We start from the raw sequence: 16,223 nt of genomic DNA, 5'->3' as shown, positions 1-16,223 counted from the left end.
AAATTATTGTCTTTGTATGAGAATACGATCTTTTTACAAAGATGATGCTCTATGCATAAAAAAAGTACTTATTGGGCTAACAGAGACTACAGAGCCTTGCGGATCAAATAGTTTAATTTGTAAGGTGTGTTCTCCACGATTTACATCGCGCAGGGCAAACGTGCTGGTATTGCTAGGCTCTGCAAATGCAGTACCATCAACCAGCAGCTGAATTTTAAAACCATTCTCAAAACGAGGCGTAATACGACTAGTCACATACACAGAACCGGTATTCTCACGCACAGTACCTTGATCGGCAGGAGAAGAAATAACCACTTTATAGCTTTTTTCGGCAACAGGCTGCTGTTCATCTAAAACACTTGTATCAACGCTAGGCATAGATAAAGTTTGGCTAGTGAGCTTTACTTCGGTAGCACCGACTTTAGGTGTATCAGAAAATACTAAAACGCCATTCTTGTCTTTCCAAGAATAAATTTTCTTATCACCGCTGTAGCCATAAAAGCTGATTAAAATCAGTGTTGCTAGTAATAAAAGCCTTGTTTTCACCTTGTCACCTTGCATTTTTTGCACTAGTTAAACTTTAGTGGAGAATGGGAAAATTAGCCATAAAAAAAGCCCGCAGAACGGGCCTTGAGAACACACATATATTATCTATAACAAGATAATTTTAACTACAGCGTGATTAACAGCTGTAGTACATTTCGAACTCAACTGGGTGAGTTGTCATGTTAAGTTTTTCAACTTCTTTTGACTTAAGTGCAATGTAAGCATCGATTAAATCATTAGTGAATACACCACCTTGATTTAAGAACTCACGGTCAGCATCAAGTGCAGCTAGTGCTTCACCTAATGAAGATGCAACTGTTGGAATTTCTGCTGCTTCTTCTGCTGGTAAGTCGTATAAATCCTTATCCATAGCATCGCCAGGGTGGATCTTGTTTTTGATACCGTCAAGGCCAGCCATAAGCATTGCTGAGAAAGCAAGGTATGGGTTAGCAGTTGGATCTGGGAAGCGTACTTCGATACGGCGACCTTTTGCAGATGGAACTACTGGGATACGAATCGAAGCAGAGCGGTTACGTGCAGAGTATGCAAGCATTACTGGTGCTTCAAAACCTGGTACTAAACGTTTGTACGAGTTAGTTGAAGCATTTGCAAACGCATTGATTGCTTTAGCATGCTTGATGATACCACCGATGTAGTAAAGTGCATCTTCAGAAAGACCGCCGTACTTGTCGCCTGCGAATAAGTTAACGCCGTCTTTAGCTAAAGACTGGTGACAGTGCATACCAGAACCGTTATCACCTACAACTGGCTTAGGCATGAACGTTGCTGTTTTGCCATATAAGTGAGCCATGTTATGGATAACGTATTTCATTTCTTGGATTTCGTCCGCTTTTAATACCATAGTATTGAAGCGAGTCGCGATTTCGTTTTGACCAGCAGTCGCCACTTCGTGGTGATGTGCTTCAACAACTTGGCCTAGTTCTTCAAGAACTAAACAGGTAGCTGAACGCCAATCTTGGAAATCATCAACTGGAGCAACAGGGAAATAACCACCTTTTACGCCAGGACGGTGACCGGTGTTGCCGCCTTCATATTCTTTATCTGAGTTCCAAGCAGCTTGCTTAGAATCAATTTTATACATAGAACCTGACATGTCAGTTTTGTATTTAACATCATCAAATACAAAGAACTCTGGCTCAGGGCCAAATAAAACTGTGTCAGCGATACCTGTAGATTTCATGTATTCTTCAGCGCGCTTAGCAACAGAACGCGGGTCGCGCTCATAACCTTGTAATGTACTAGGCTCAACCACGTCACAACGCAAGATTAAAGTTGCTTCTTCTGTGAAAGGGTCTAATTTAGCTGATTCAGCAACTGGTAGTAATACCATGTCTGATTCGTTAATACCTTTCCAACCAGCAATTGAAGAGCCGTCAAACATTTTGCCGTCTTCAAAGAAGTCTTCATCTACTTGATGATGAGGAATAGAAACATGTTGCTCTTTACCTTTGGTATCAGTAAAACGTAAATCAACGAACTTAACGTCATTTTCTTTAATAAAATCTAAAACCGATTGTGACATGTGTCCTCCAACTGTTGGGTTTTATTTTTGCTGCATAATTGCTTTTGCTTTCTAGTAAGCGGCTTCCATGCCATGTTTATAATCTATTGTTTTTAATCGTTAAAAAATACCAGTAGTTGCTATGTTTTAGTATTTTTGCACCAGTATGGATCGTTGTTTGATCATTTTGGTGCATGCGTTGAGTGAACGCTATTTGCAAACAATTTGTCTATATAATAAACACTGCTATTTTGTTAACTTACTCAGCAAATACTGCCAAATTATGACAAGAATAGCTAGGAATGAGCAAAATAGTGGCAAATTGAAAAATTAAATTAATGAAAATGTCATATATAAAACAGATACTTATTAGAAGTATGAAGAAAGTTGTGAAATATATATTGGATAAACTTTCATCCATGTCATTAATAAGGGATAATATGCGCCCTTTTAAATCCTATGCTGGGACATCTCGTGAAAACGCAGATGAGTGCGTAGATCTTGCAGGATCATTGAGAATTTAATTTCTCTGAGTAAAAATATGAGCATCGAAAAGTTAAGAAATATAGCGATTATCGCGCACGTTGACCACGGTAAAACAACATTGGTTGACAAACTACTTGAGCAATCAGGTACATTAGAAACACGCGGCGGTAACGAAGAGCGCGTGATGGACTCAAACGACATTGAGAAAGAACGTGGTATTACCATTTTGGCTAAAAACACAGCCATTTCATGGAATGACTACCATATCAATATCGTAGATACCCCAGGACACGCCGACTTTGGCGGTGAAGTTGAACGCGTACTTTCGATGGCTGACTCAGTATTATTACTTGTTGATGCTCAAGAAGGTCCAATGCCACAAACGCGTTTCGTTACGCAAAAAGCATTCGCGCAAGGCTTAAAGCCAATCGTTGTTATCAATAAAATTGATAAGCCAGGTGCACGTCCGGATTGGGTTATGGATCAAATCTTTGATTTATTCGACAACCTAGGCGCAACTGACGAACAGTTAGACTTTAAAGTTATCTATGCATCAGCAATCAACGGCTGGGCAACATTAGATTTAGACGAGCCATCAGAGAACATGGAACCTATGTTCAAGATGATCGTTGACGAAGTATCACCACCGGATGCAGATCCTGAAGGTGACTTCCAAATGCAGATTTCGCAACTTGATTACAACTCATATGTTGGTGTAATCGGTGTTGGCCGTATCAAGCGTGGTTCTGTTGCAGTAAACCAACAAGTTACTATCATCAGTGCTGATGGCACTAAACGTAACGGTAAAATCGGTTCTGTACAAAGCTACCTAGGTCTTGAGCGTATCGAAACTGAACGTGGTTATGCTGGTAACATCGTAACTGTTACTGGTATCGGCGAACTTAAGATTTCAGACACTGTTTGTTGTCCTACTAATGTTGAAGCATTACCACCACTAAGTGTTGATGAGCCAACAGTAACAATGACGTTCTCTGTTAATAACTCTCCTTTCTGTGGTAAAGAAGGTAAGTTTGTAACATCACGTAATATTCGTGAACGTTTAGACAAAGAATTAGTACACAACGTAGCACTTCGTGTTGAAGATACTGCAAACCCAGATAGCTTCCGTGTTTCTGGCCGTGGTGAATTACACTTAGGTATCTTAATCGAGAACATGCGTCGTGAAGGTTACGAGCTAGCGGTTTCTCGTCCTGAAGTAATCTTACGTACTGTTGATGGCGTTCTTGAAGAACCGTATGAAACAGTAACGATTGACTGTCAAGAAGAGCACCAAGGTTCTATCATGGAGCAAATCGGTCTTCGTAAAGGCGAGCTTACTGACATGGCACCAGATGGTAAAGGTCGTATGCGTATGGACTTTATGATCCCAAGCCGTGGCTTAATCGGTTTCCAAACTGATTTCATGACGCTTACATCAGGTTCAGGCCTTATGTATCATACTTTCGATCACTACGGTCCGCACAAAGGTGGCGAGCTAGGTGTTCGTAAGAACGGCGTAATGATTGCAAACGCAACAGGTAAAGCACTAACTAACGCATTGTTTAACTTACAAGAGCGCGGCCGTTTATTCATCGGTCACGGTATTGAAGTTTACGAAGGTATGGTTATCGGTATTCATAGCCGTGATAACGACCTTACAGTTAACGCGCTTAAAGGTAAGCAACTTACTAACGTTCGTGCATCTGGTACAGATGAAGCACAAACATTAACACCAGCACTTAACTATTCACTTGAGCAAGCGCTTGAGTTTATTGCTGATGATGAGTTAGTAGAAGTAACGCCATTAAACATCCGTATTCGTAAACGTCATTTAACTGAAAATGAGCGTAAACGTGCGGGTCGTGCGCCTAAATCATAATCTATTAATTTAGAACAATGATTTTAAAAGCCGCTGTATTGTAAAATACAGCGGCTTTTTTGTGGGTGAAAGTTAGCGAGGGGAAGAGCTATAAGCTGTCAGCTGTCAGATTAGAACAGCATAGTTGGCTAGATTGGTGTTTGTATAGCTATTAGGTAAAAACCGCTAGATTTTATAAACCATGCAACATAACCTCTTTCCTCTAAAAGTGCAGCGTCTCTTATCCTCTTTGTGAATAATTCACTTAAAAAATGTTTGCACAAAGAGAAGATAATGAGCAGTAAATGAGGTTAGGGCAACAAAGTCATCGGGATTTGCTGCCCTAGCGCCTAGCAACCTAGTACCTATTTTATTGTAAGCGCAGCATCTCTTGAGTTCTGCGTGGATCAGTTATTTTTTGGTAACAAAGTGATTTTGCCAAACACATCAGCATCTATATAGCCAAGGTTGCGGCTGCCGTTAACGGGTTGTACTTCGTGGGAGCCCATAAAGTGTTCGCGCACGTCACTACCATCGTTATCGCAGTAGGCGAGCATAAAGCCGATTACTTGTTTTGCGGTTAATTTAAGCGGGGGGTTTTGCGCGCCTTCTTGGTAATCGTTCGGGTAGAGCTTTATGGCTACTTCCCAAGTGATGTTGTAGGGCGAGGTGGTGTTGCGTTGCCAGCGGCTAATTAAGTGATCTGTGTATAAATGGGGCTTTTTATCAGGCCCAAAATCGGCGGCTTGGTTATCAAGGCCTATATGATACGCAAATGCAGTATGATTAAATTGATGATTACCACCTGATGCATCGCTGTCGATAAATATTTCCAGTGCATCGTCATCCCAATATTTGACTGTTGGATCTGGGTGCGTATCAATTAGTACATCATCAGCAATGTCGGCTTGTAAATAAAGATAGTTTTCATCCCAAAGTAATTTGTAGCGGCCTTTAAAGTCTTTATCTGAGTCAGGTAAAGTACCATCCATAAGGTAAGGCATCGATTGCCATTGTGCTTTATCCCATGCGCTTTCAGAGACACCATCAATAGTAATAGGCGTTGCTGTATGCTCTACATCGATAGCCATAGCGGCGTTGCTGATTAATAGGCTTAAGGTCAGTGCGACGGTTTTCATCAAATTCCCAAGGTTACTTATTTTGTTTATGGCCTAATAGTGACTGAAACAAAAATTGAAAACAACTTACAATATTCAGGTAAGTAAATAACCGTATGATTGCCCAAGTATCGCTTTATAATGCGATACTTTCACCTTCATTGAGAATATACAGCGGTACTTGCGAGTTCATTTCATCGTACATGTGTAATAAACGCAGTAGTGCTGAGTGGCTGCTGTGGTCGCCCATCTGCCAACTTGAGTTGCCATAGCCCCACGGTATCATAACTTTACAGTTAAGCTCCTGTGCGCCCGTTAAGGCATCCTCTGGCGTAGTGTGAACGTAGCGGTACCATTTAGGGCTCTCTTCACTGTAATAAGAAGCTATAGGCATTAGGCAGATATCTATATCGCTATATTTTTGCTGGATATCTTTAAAGTGTTTTGAATAGCCTGTGTCTCCTGCAAAAAAGAGTGTTTTGCCATTTTGTTCAAGCAGCCAACCATTCCATAAATCTTTGTCGTGATCTTCGTAAATAAACGGTACTAACACTCGGCTGCTAAAGTGGTGCGCAGGTATGGCATGAATCGTTAAATCGGCAATGTTAGTTTTCGCATACCAGGCCATTTCACTAATATTAAAACCACCGGTTGGAAAGTTATCGGCCATCCCAAGTGGTGTTAGGTAGCGAGGTTGATTGCCAATTTCTTCAATATCAGCTTTATTAAAATGATCGTAGTGAAGATGAGAGTATATGACGGCGTCTAAATCTTTAAGTTCGCTGTCAGTGAGCCAATCACCTGGTTTGCGATAAAACCCAGATGCCAAGCGAAAAGCTAAATCAACAGGGGAGTCAAATTGCTCTTTTACCGGATCAAATACCACTTGTTGGCCGTTGGGGGTTTTTACCATAAATCCTGCATGGCCGAGCCAACGCACAGTAAAGCCAGTATCGAGTTGTGGGTTTAATTGCTCATCTTGATATTGGCAGTTTTCAGTCTCAGTTTCACAGATTAAGCTCGCGTTTTTTGGATAGCAGTCATTTTCACAGCTAATAGGGTAAGTTTTATCACCAGGATAGAGGTTGTGGTAGCGGCCAGCTCGTTCACCATCTTGGTGCAGTGGCACAATAGTTTCTGGCCCCGCAATAGTTTGTACTTTATTTGCGCTACTACAAGCGACTAAGATAGTTGAACTGATAATCAAACTAATGGTACGTATTTTCATTGTTGACTGTTTTTATTATTTTAATGATTGAAAAGTGTACCAAAAATAGCAGATAAAAAAATACTTAAAAAGTAACAAGATATAACAATAAAAAAGCCTGCGAAATCGCAGGCTTAATGTATTCTTTTCTCGCCAACTCGCAGCTGATTTACCCTGCTTTATTCATTTGTTCAATAAATTTATTTGAATCAGCAATCGACTTGTTCATGTCATCCATTAACACTTTTATGTCGCGCTTAAGATTAGTGAACTCACCTTGAATCGCTGATACTGCTTGTGCGTTAAGGTTATGCTTTAAATATAAAACATTGTCATGCAGTGACGACAGCACAGGTTCCATTTTACTTTCAGCATTACGCATTGAACGTAACAGTTTGTCAAAATCACGTTTGGTTGCAGTGAGCTTTTTATTGCTTTCACGCTTTAGTGACGCATTAGTGTATTGCTCTAATTCGTCGCCCCATTCTTCAAACAGTGCTTCGGCTACGTCTTCAACTTTGTTGATGTTGTTAGTGACATCGCTCGCAGCAGCAAGGCTTGACTCGTAGTCATCATTGAGTTGATCATAGGCTGCTTGTAAGTCACCACCATCAAAGTTAATCAATGTAGTTAAACGTTCAAGGGCAGACTGAAATTCTTCCTGAGATTCTTCTTGTGATTCTTTAGTTTCTTCAACGCGGTCGACCAAAATGTCGCGCTTATGCACACCGACCGATTCCATGGCCGAGTAATATGCAGATTGGCAACCTGTTAAGGTGAGCGTTAAAGCGATAATTGGTGCGCCTAACAAAGTAAGTTTTTTCATGGAGATCCCTTTTTTAAATCCGTTATAGCTGTAAATTATGTGGCGGATTGCTATGATAATCAAAACTATTTTAGCAGAAAGTTAAATTTATGAGTGATAAAGTCGCACATTATAAGCAACAAGCTGGTTCATTTTTACGCCAACAGCCCGGTTGGTGGATGCAATATTTAACCCGTTGTATAGATGACCATATCACTGTTAATGCAGGTTATTTAGCTTATGTAACGTTACTTTCTTTAGTGCCTTTAATTGCGGTTGCAGTTGCTATTTTCTCGGCTTTTCCGGGTTTTGAAGACACCCAGGTTGCGATTGAAAACTTTTTGTTTACTAACTTTGTACCTGCATCATCAGATGCGATAAGAGAGCATGTTAGCTCTTTTGCCAGCAATGCGAATCAAATGACGGCGGTAGGTATCAGTTTTCTTGCCGCGATTGCACTGTTACTAATGAAAAATGTAGATGCGACACTTAATCGTATTTGGCGTATTAAAAAGAAACGCCCCTTGATGATCTCCTTATCGGTTTATTGGATGATATTAACGCTTGGCCCAGTGCTATTAGGGGCAAGTATCGGTATTTCTTCATATATTGTTTCGTTGGTTTCCTTTGCTGACGAAGGGATCCCTGGTTTCAGTGGCTTTTTGATTAAACTATTACCGTTTATTATTTCCATGGCTGGCTTTATTTTGCTCTATACTTTAGTGCCTAACACTCGAGTGCCTTTTCGAGCTGCAATCCCTGGGGCTTTATTTGCAGCTTTATTATTTGAGCTAACAAAAAAAGGTTTTGCACTGTATATCAGTCATTTTCCATCGTATGAAGTAATTTATGGCGCGGTGGCAACAATCCCAATTTTGTTTGTATGGGTTTATTTATCTTGGGTGGTTGTGCTGTTAGGGGCTGAATTCACAGTATGTGTTAGCCCGCAAAATATTGCCGATACACCTGAAATTATCCTCGATGAAGAAGGCGATGCTAGCCATTAGTTAATTGCATCGCTGATAGGAGAATCAGCATTATGCAGTTATATCCGAACATCACTCCCTATCATGACTTTCATTTAAGTGTTGGGGATGGTCATCAAATTCATGTGCAGGAATACGGCGAGCCAGAGGGCTTGCCGGTGGTGATTTGTCATGGCGGCCCCGGCGTGGGTTTACATGCGGATAATTGTCGCTTCTTTGATCCTACCCGCTACCGTATTATTTTGTATAGCCAACGCGGTTGTGGTCAATCTACTCCCCATTTAATTAATGCGAACACTACCGCAGAGCTTGTGGCAGATCTTGATTACTTACGCACTTATCTTGGGCTTGAAAAATGGTTGCTTAGCGGTGGGTCGTGGGGAGCTACTTTATGTTTACTGTATGCTATTGAGCATACTCAACATGTGCAAGGGCTTATTTTACGGGGAACGTTTTTAGCCACCTCAGCAGATTTAGACTGGTTATATAGCAGCGCAGGCGGTGCGGCGCACTTTTACCCTGAGTTGTATGCGCGGTTTTCCCAAAACCTACCGGATGTGAGGAGTATTCTTAAGTTTTATCAGCAGCAATTAAATGATGATAATCAAATAAATGCCAACCATTTTGCGAAACTATGGTGCCAGTGGGAAAATGTATTGAGTCATGGTAAACAGCAGCATCAATGGGGATTGAGTTCACCACAATTGGGCCTCAATATGGCGCGCTTGATGGTCCATTATTTTGCTGCACAGTGCTTTATTTCGGATAACTTTATTAGTGAGCACTATAAAAAAATTAGCAAAATCCCCACTTGGTTTATTCATGGTCGTCATGATTTAGTATGTCGATTCAATGCTGTGCAGCATTTAGCCGAGCAACTCAATGCTCAGTTACTTATATTAGATGGCGTTGGGCATGGTGTTGATAATAATGTATATTTATCAGCAGTACGGCGCGCAGCCGATCTTATGTACATCAAATTATCGAGGAATAAATGCAAGGACTAATTCAGCGGGTTAAACACGCAAAAGTTGCAGTAGATGGGCAAATCATCGGGCAAATTGAACAGGGAATATTGTTGCTGCTAGGTGTTGAGAAGCACGATGATAATAGCACTGCTGAGAAACTGCTGCACAAGGTAAGCAACTACCGTATTTTTACTGATGAAAACGATAAAATGAATTTAAGCCTCAAAGATATCCAAGGTGAATTATTAGTTGTGTCGCAATTTACCTTAGCAGCTGATACCAAAAAAGGCATGCGCCCAAGCTTTTCATCGGCGGCAACCCCTGCTCAAGCAAATGAGCTGTATGAGTATTTTGTAAACCAAGCAAAAGCGGCGGGGTTAACTGTTGCGACCGGGCAGTTTGGGGCAGATATGCAGGTGAGCCTGTGTAACGATGGGCCTGTTACATTTAATTTGGCGGTGTAAGCATTATTTTCTGATCACTACAATGTTATTGGCATAACCTGGGATTTTTTCAATGCTAGGGATTTTGCCAAATGTGGTGATCAGCAAATGTTCTAGCTGTTTTAATTGTGATTCATGACCCGATAAAAAATTAATGAACAGGTAGCCATTTTTAGCTAAAGCGCTGCGCAGCTTTTCGTAAAAGCGGTGTTTGTATAAAAATAACGGTGCATCTAATTGACTGAATAAATCTAAAATTATCCAGTCATATGTTTGTTGTTGGTCAAGCACAGCCTCAGCATCAAAACAGCGTAAGTTAGATGCGTGATCACCACCAAAAAAACGTTTATAACAATGAATGATATTGGGGTTTTTCTCTACCGACATCAACTGGCTATCAGGATAAGTGTGTTGTAAGTAATTACGAATTGCTCCCCCACCTAAACCTAGCTCAAGGATTGCTTTGGGCGGTGTTAATGGTTGCCATAGCATTGCTAAATATTGCAAATGTGGGAATAGCAAACGGCTTGGGCGGCTTTTTTCGACTACCGATTGCAAGGTTTCGTTGATCAGTAACCAGCGTAACTGTTTATGCTGGCGCACCTGAATACAATCGGCGCCATATTTGTGCCAATAGAGTAATTGCCCGATGCGATGGCAATCTTCAATAAAGCTGTGTTTAACTGCACCGCTGTCTTCAAAAAAATGTTCCATAGTTACATCAGCATAGACGAGTCAATCTAAAGCGCCAATATGTCTATCAAGTTTTACAGGTAAAGCAGATATTTTACTTTGCTCACCAAAGTCGTATTCCAAGTTTTTATCAGATGGAGTATGGTAGGTCGCAATAATAAATAGCTGTATTTTGTTGATGTTATTTTTTTGCAATGATCAGCAGCGTTTTATCGTACGGTATTAGCACAACAGGAGTGATTATGTTTCAGGTGACAACACCACAAAGTAGCGAAGATTGGCAAGCTTATTATCAATTACGTTGGCAAGTGCTACGTGCGCCTTGGAATGAGCCGCGTGGCTCAGAGCAAGATGATTTAGAACAAGATGCAGAACACCGCTTTATTAAAAATAAAGAAGGTGTTGTATTGGGTGTGGCACGATTGCATTTTAATAATCAACAGCAAGCCCAAGTACGTTATATGGCGGTGGCTGAGGGAAATCGTAACCAACATATAGGTAGTCGTTTACTCCATGAACTTGAAAAAATAGCTTGGACCCAAGATGCTGATGAGTTGGTATTATTCGCTCGAGAGCGTGCTTTAGAGTTTTATAAGCGCCATGGTTACGAACTCAAAGAAAAAGCCCATTTAGCTTATGATGATGTTCAACATTGGAAAATGGTGAAACAAAAACCGTCTGCGCCTGGTTGGTTCCGTCACCCTAATTGGACTCAAGTACTGCAAAATACCTGGCGTGAATCTATTCCAATTAGTGATGCGATGGGCATTAAGGTTGAAAGCTACACAGATTGGCAATTTACCACCAGCGCGGATCTCAATGCGAATTTAAACCTGCATAACACTATGTTTGCCGGTTCTATTTATAGCTTAGCGACGCTAACCGGTTGGGGGGCAACGTATTTAGCGCTTAAAGAAGCAGGGCTTGAGGGGAATATTGTGCTTGCTGATGCAAATATTAAATATCTAAAACCACTCAATAATGAGCCTCGTGGTAGCGTTGATCTAAGCGGCTGCAAAGGTAAGTTAGCCGAATTAGAGTCAGAAGGTAAAGCAAGCTACTTAGTACCCGTTGAAATCTATGATGGCGATGCATTGGTCGCTGAGTTTGAAGGCACATTTAAAATTATTAAGTAACTAGAATTAACAGCAAAAAAAGGCCAAGCGATTGCTTGGCCTTATTTTTTACAGTAAATCAGTTAACAATATACCCACACCAATACGTTCTATATCAGCGTTATAATCAATTAAACTTTCACCGTAACCGTTGAAGTATTGGGCATAACCACGAACCCGCCCCCATAACGGGAATGACCAATCCAGCTGGATTGCGCCACGATTATCTGAATTTAAGTTGTTCCGTGTCATAAAGCTAAATTCATGATCATTAAGTCGATATGCACCGCTAAACTCAAAGTAACCCATGTATTTGTAAATATCAGGGTTGTCATCACCTCTTGGATCTAATGGCGTTTCTTTCTCGCTTTCTGAAATACGGTACCAAGGCTTAAAGCTAAATACGTAGCCGTCGTTTTCCCACAGAAAGTTTGCATAAATACGGTTCCATGAGCGTGAATCTGGCTGACTATTACCGTTAGATTGATGAGAAACACCAAGAACCACTGCCATTTCGTCGCCCCATGGAACGTGCTCTTTATCTAAATAGTTAACCCAAAAAATTTCTGGCTCATAGTTGGTCTCACGAAATGGTGAGGAGCTTTCTTTGTTATAAAGTTGCCAATATGACTGCAATGTAAAGGCAAAAAATATAGCTTGGTCTTCGTCAGAAAAATCATCGAAAATAGGCACCTTAATTGAAAGCTGATATTTTGCTTCTAAGTTATCGAGTGGCTCATCATTTTTTTCACCAGTTAGTTCGTCATATGCTTCAAACGAGCTATTGTTTGGATGGGATACATAAGAGATAGGTAAAATGTAGTTACGTTTGTGCGGCGTAATAACATTACGATTTTTTTTGCTGACTTCTTCGCGAGCTTTGCGTTTATCCAATGCTGTAACTTGTTTGCTTTCATCGAGTGATGAGCATTTTTCACGCAACTGTGCGAGCGTCATTTCGCCAGCTCCACCAATTGCCTCGTTTAAAATACATTGCTTTACTAGCTCAAGATCATCATCTTGCTCATTGGTTTTTGTTGCAGGTTCTGATTGCGCGAACGCGGTGCTTGATAATAGTGCAGTAAATAAGATCCCATAGTGCCAAGTCATTGTTATTCCTTTGATAAAATCAACTAGAAAGTAGCTATCGTGTGTTATTAGTAAATGAGAATGGGCTAATTTCAGTGCTATAAAACCACTAAAATACCTATTAATTACATTTTATCCAGCATTGACTGTAACTGAACATCAGTGAATTGTTACTGAACTTACGTGATTGTGGCGCTTTTCGATCATAAATACAAAGAAAAAGCGGCCGAAGCCGCTTGTTCAATGCACGTTTTCCCGTTGGATAATCGTGCTCTCACGCAATGAGAAGGGTTGAGCTTTACATAAAAGTTAAAGCTCAAATACGTTGGTAAAAAACTTATATAGCTCGGTGCCTTGATTTACGCTTGCTGAGGCAAAATGCAAAATAGCGATGGCATCACAATCAAGGCTTAGGGTTTGCAGTGGTTGCTCGCTGAGGTAGCGCTCCATTCGCAGCACCTTAGCTATAGGCTCCCCGGCTTTAATATGCCCGCCTAGTGGCGCTATATATTCAACCATGCCGCCCATAGGGGCATAGTAAGCAAGGTAGTCATTTAAATTACAGCCGTAGCGCTTCATTACTTTTGGCTGATACGGTGCATCGATAAACACTTGCTTGTGATTTAGGTAACTCAGAATACTGTTGGCGTCATCAAAAGCTGCGGTTAAATCGATTTTTTCTTGGCTGCCAAGCTCTACCGTAAACGCTTCAACTTGCACGTTAAACTTACGTCCTTGCTGAGCTAATGCCTCAGTTAGTTGCCACCATGGGCAGAAGCTGGCTTCATCCATTGCACCATCAAAGTCATTAGGAATGAACAGTACATGGGGTATGTTAAAATAGCTGGCGCTGGCCTTAGCGTAATCTGGGCAATATAAATGCTGGCTAGAAATAGGCCCTGTGTGTAAGTCGAGTACAATATCAGCTTGGTGTGCGAGCTTTTGCAAATTTAGCGCAATACGTTTACCTGTGGTTAATCGATAAGCTGGACCGTTAAGCTTTTGATCTACCTCTTCAATCAGCGCAGTTTTAAAAGCGCTTTTTAAGGTTTGCTCATCGGCATCACGATATTGCTCGGCAAACTGAGTTGCGAGCTTACTGTTGCAATGGTACATGCGGTTCCAGTTAGTGCCGGTAATTGGATCAAAACGGCCAAGGGTAAACTCCCCTGATTTTTGATTACAGCCAATCGGATTGGCATAAGGCACTAAAGTTATGTCACCTTTAAGCTTTAGTTGCTTTAACTGTTCGAGCAGCTGGTAGATTACTGCATTGCCTTGTACTTCAGCACCGTGCATATTTGCTTGCACATAAACACTTGGCCCAGTGCCATCGCCTTTTAAGCGATACACAGGAATGGTCAGCGGTAAGCCGTTGGCGACTTCGCCAACCACAATATTTTCTTGGCTGATAGCTGTTGTCATACTCATTTCAATTACCTTAAGTAGTAGCTGGCATCTTCTGCTTGGCGAATACAGTTAAGTTCGCCATTGTGTATAACGTACTCGGCGGCCAGTTCATGGCATAAAAAGTACGGCATGCTTTCGGTAAAACCGTACGCGCCGCATTGGCTAAACACCAGCCAGTCTTGCTCGTTTAAATCGTTAGGTAATTGATGTTCACCTAAACAATCCAGTGCCGTACACAATGGCCCATATAAACTCATCGCTTGGTTTGAGGCTGTTGAGTCACGTAATAATCGTGCAGGGAAATCTTGGCTGGTTACTGCAGGGCGCAACAAGTGATTAATGCCGCCACTTAAGATCACTTGCTGTTGGCCATAGTTAAGTTTGCGCTCAACCACCGGTGTGGCGTAGTGGCCACATTCACCTACCGCATAACGGCCAAGCTCCATCCATAACTCATCAACACCTGCATCACGCTTAATTTTTGCAAGGGCTGTAATGAGTGCACCCCAACTTAGAGTAGGGCAATCTAGGGTGTAAGGAATACCTAAACCACCGCCTAAATCGAGCACTTTTAAACGAATACCTAATTCGCTTGCAAGTTGTTGCAGTGGTGCAACCATTTGTGACCAAAGCTCGGCAAGTTTGTCGCTGCTGAGCATATTACCCCATTGGAAAATATGCAGGCCATCAAAGCTAAGCGCAGAGTAGTCGCTGGTATTTAGCGCTTGCCATTCGTCGCAACCTAAACCAAATGGAGTAAGGCTATCGCCACCGAGAGGGTTTTTTTCGCCTTCAGGCCAACGTAATTGCACACGTAGTAAAACCTGTAGCTGGCATTGCTTTGCAATCGCTTGCTCATTTAACCAGCGGACTTGATTGAGACTTTCGGCAACAAAAATACGTACGCCACGTTCAATAAAGTGTTTAATTTGGCGTGGGCTCTTTGCTGGCCCCGTGTTGAGCACGCGCTCGCTGTTAATGCCTTGTGCAAGTACTTGCTCAAGTTCACCTTTGCTTGCTACGTCAAAGTTAAAACCTGCGTTATCTAAGCTTTGAATCACTTTAGAAAGCGGATTGGCTTTTACCGCATACCACAGTTTTACCTCGCTTTGCGCTACTAAACGCGCTAAATGTGCGTTTAGGGTATCAAGGTCGTAAACAAAAAATGGCGTATCAAGTTTAGTTGATAGTTCAGCAATAGCGTTTTTAACAGGCGTGCTCAAAAAGGTCATTAACGTAGAACCTCTTCAAGAAGTAATGACGCATCACTTTGTTCATCGCGGTATTTTACGATTAATGCGCACGACATGCTTAAGCCTTGCTCGCGGGCCCATGCATTTGATGCTGGACGAGAACCAGGAATAACAATCGCATATTCTGGAATTGGCTCGCCTTTATCTAGTTGGCGCTCATTGACGCAATCGTATACAGGAATGGTTGCTGATAAACGCACGCCTGGAGCAAGTACAGCACCTTTTTTAACCACTACGCCTTCAACAATGACACAGCCTGCGCCGATGAATGCATCGTCTTCTACTACCACAGGACTTGCACCAATTGGCTCAAGTACGCCGCCTAGTTGCACTGCAGCACTTAAATGCACATTTTTACCTACTTGCGCGCACGAACCAACCAAGGCGTGGCTATCAACCATAGTGCCTTCGTCAATGAATGCGCCAATGTTTACATACGCTGGTGGCATGATAATCGTACCTTTAGCAACGTGAGCACCGCGGCGTACACTTGACCCACCAGGTACCATACGCACCCCCGCATCGGCTGCGAAACCTTGTGGTGCTAAGTTGTGCTTATCAACAAAGCCACCTGGGAATTCGGTATTAGTGCCATTTTTAAACGCTTCTAAAATACCTTGTTTAACTTCAACATTCGCATGCCATTGGCCGCTTTCGTCTTGTGTTGCTGCGCGTACTGCGCCCGATTCTAAATTATTTAATAGTTCTAACCAGCTCATTATAA

16 protein-coding genes are annotated in these 16,223 nt (G+C 41.7%); 5 read left to right on the top strand and 11 right to left on the bottom strand.

Going from position 1 to position 16,223, the window contains the following annotated elements; all coding sequences use genetic code 11:
* Positions 1-33: 33 nt before the first annotated feature.
* Together V7783_RS18835 and glnA are read right to left on the bottom strand one after the other, a co-directional pair.
* Entirely contained in the window at positions 34-546 is a 513-nt protein-coding gene (locus V7783_RS18835) for a DUF4124 domain-containing protein (RefSeq protein ID WP_335680035.1), read from the bottom strand.
* 136 nt (positions 547-682) lie between these two features.
* A complete protein-coding gene (glnA, locus tag V7783_RS18830) occupies positions 683-2,089 on the bottom strand; it encodes a glutamate--ammonia ligase (protein WP_335680034.1) in 1,407 nt (468 codons plus the stop codon).
* Between the two features lie 520 nt (positions 2,090-2,609).
* On the opposite strand from glnA, the gene typA reads away from it, so the two are divergent.
* Positions 2,610-4,433 (top strand): translational GTPase TypA, encoded by a 1,824-nt coding sequence (typA, locus tag V7783_RS18825; RefSeq protein ID WP_182740376.1) that lies wholly within the window; start codon positions 2,610-2,612, stop codon positions 4,431-4,433.
* Positions 4,434-4,819: 386 nt separating this feature from the next.
* Here typA and V7783_RS18820 read toward each other — a convergent pair whose 3' ends face one another.
* From V7783_RS18820 to V7783_RS18810, 3 genes are all read right to left on the bottom strand, one after another.
* A complete protein-coding gene (locus V7783_RS18820) occupies positions 4,820-5,551 on the bottom strand; it encodes a CBM9 family sugar-binding protein (protein WP_335680033.1) in 732 nt (243 codons plus the stop codon).
* Between the two features lie 115 nt (positions 5,552-5,666).
* Positions 5,667-6,758, bottom strand: coding sequence for an MBL fold metallo-hydrolase (locus V7783_RS18815; protein ID WP_335680032.1), 1,092 nt, complete (start codon positions 6,756-6,758; stop codon positions 5,667-5,669).
* 148 nt (positions 6,759-6,906) lie between these two features.
* Complete coding sequence (locus V7783_RS18810) at positions 6,907-7,563, bottom strand: DUF2959 domain-containing protein (RefSeq protein WP_335680031.1); 657 nt, start codon at positions 7,561-7,563, stop codon at positions 6,907-6,909.
* A gap of 89 nt (positions 7,564-7,652) precedes the next feature.
* Between V7783_RS18810 and V7783_RS18805 the strand changes: the two genes are divergently transcribed.
* From V7783_RS18805 to dtd, 3 genes are read left to right on the top strand one after another with little or no spacing between them, the layout of a single operon-like run.
* Positions 7,653-8,549 carry a virulence factor BrkB family protein gene (locus tag V7783_RS18805; protein WP_335680030.1) on the top strand — a complete coding sequence of 299 codons (897 nt, stop codon included), beginning with the start codon at positions 7,653-7,655 and terminating at the stop codon, positions 8,547-8,549.
* A gap of 32 nt (positions 8,550-8,581) precedes the next feature.
* On the top strand, positions 8,582-9,535 hold the full coding sequence (pip, locus tag V7783_RS18800; protein WP_335680029.1) for a prolyl aminopeptidase: 954 nt from the start codon (positions 8,582-8,584) through the stop codon (positions 9,533-9,535).
* Positions 9,523-9,960: a D-aminoacyl-tRNA deacylase gene (gene dtd / locus V7783_RS18795; RefSeq protein ID WP_335680028.1), complete on the top strand. Its 438-nt coding sequence runs from the start codon at positions 9,523-9,525 to the stop codon at positions 9,958-9,960. The genes pip and dtd overlap by 13 nt, the downstream gene beginning before the upstream one ends.
* 3 nt (positions 9,961-9,963) lie before the next feature.
* Here dtd and V7783_RS18790 read toward each other — a convergent pair whose 3' ends face one another.
* Positions 9,964-10,653 carry a spermidine synthase gene (locus V7783_RS18790; RefSeq protein ID WP_335680027.1) on the bottom strand — a complete coding sequence of 230 codons (690 nt, stop codon included), beginning with the start codon at positions 10,651-10,653 and terminating at the stop codon, positions 9,964-9,966.
* A 21-nt stretch (positions 10,654-10,674) separates the two neighbouring features.
* Positions 10,675-10,827, bottom strand: a complete 153-nt coding sequence (locus V7783_RS18785) for a hypothetical protein (protein ID WP_335680026.1) — start codon at positions 10,825-10,827, stop codon at positions 10,675-10,677.
* A 47-nt stretch (positions 10,828-10,874) separates the two neighbouring features.
* On the opposite strand from V7783_RS18785, the gene V7783_RS18780 reads away from it, so the two are divergent.
* On the top strand, positions 10,875-11,768 hold the full coding sequence (locus V7783_RS18780; RefSeq protein WP_335680025.1) for a bifunctional GNAT family N-acetyltransferase/hotdog fold thioesterase: 894 nt from the start codon (positions 10,875-10,877) through the stop codon (positions 11,766-11,768).
* A 48-nt stretch (positions 11,769-11,816) separates the two neighbouring features.
* Here V7783_RS18780 and V7783_RS18775 read toward each other — a convergent pair whose 3' ends face one another.
* The 4 genes from V7783_RS18775 to V7783_RS18760 form a co-directional block, all read right to left on the bottom strand.
* A complete protein-coding gene (locus V7783_RS18775; RefSeq protein ID WP_335680024.1) occupies positions 11,817-12,857 on the bottom strand; it encodes a phospholipase A in 1,041 nt (346 codons plus the stop codon).
* A 288-nt stretch (positions 12,858-13,145) separates the two neighbouring features.
* Positions 13,146-14,267 (bottom strand): succinylglutamate desuccinylase/aspartoacylase family protein, encoded by a 1,122-nt coding sequence (locus V7783_RS18770; protein ID WP_335680023.1) that lies wholly within the window; start codon positions 14,265-14,267, stop codon positions 13,146-13,148.
* A gap of 5 nt (positions 14,268-14,272) precedes the next feature.
* Positions 14,273-15,478, bottom strand: coding sequence for a PLP-dependent decarboxylase (locus V7783_RS18765; RefSeq protein ID WP_335680022.1), 1,206 nt, complete (start codon positions 15,476-15,478; stop codon positions 14,273-14,275).
* On the bottom strand, positions 15,478-16,218 hold the full coding sequence (locus V7783_RS18760) for a 2,3,4,5-tetrahydropyridine-2,6-dicarboxylate N-succinyltransferase (protein WP_335680021.1): 741 nt from the start codon (positions 16,216-16,218) through the stop codon (positions 15,478-15,480). Before V7783_RS18760 ends, V7783_RS18765 begins: the two co-directional genes overlap by 1 nt.
* Positions 16,219-16,223: the final 5 nt, after the last annotated feature.

The sequence above is a fragment of the Pseudoalteromonas sp. genome (assembly GCF_036960685.1).
Classification (GTDB): Bacteria; Pseudomonadota; Gammaproteobacteria; order Enterobacterales; family Alteromonadaceae; genus Pseudoalteromonas.
Note: the sequence above shows the minus strand (reverse complement) of the source record. Positions and strands in the feature narration are given on the sequence as shown.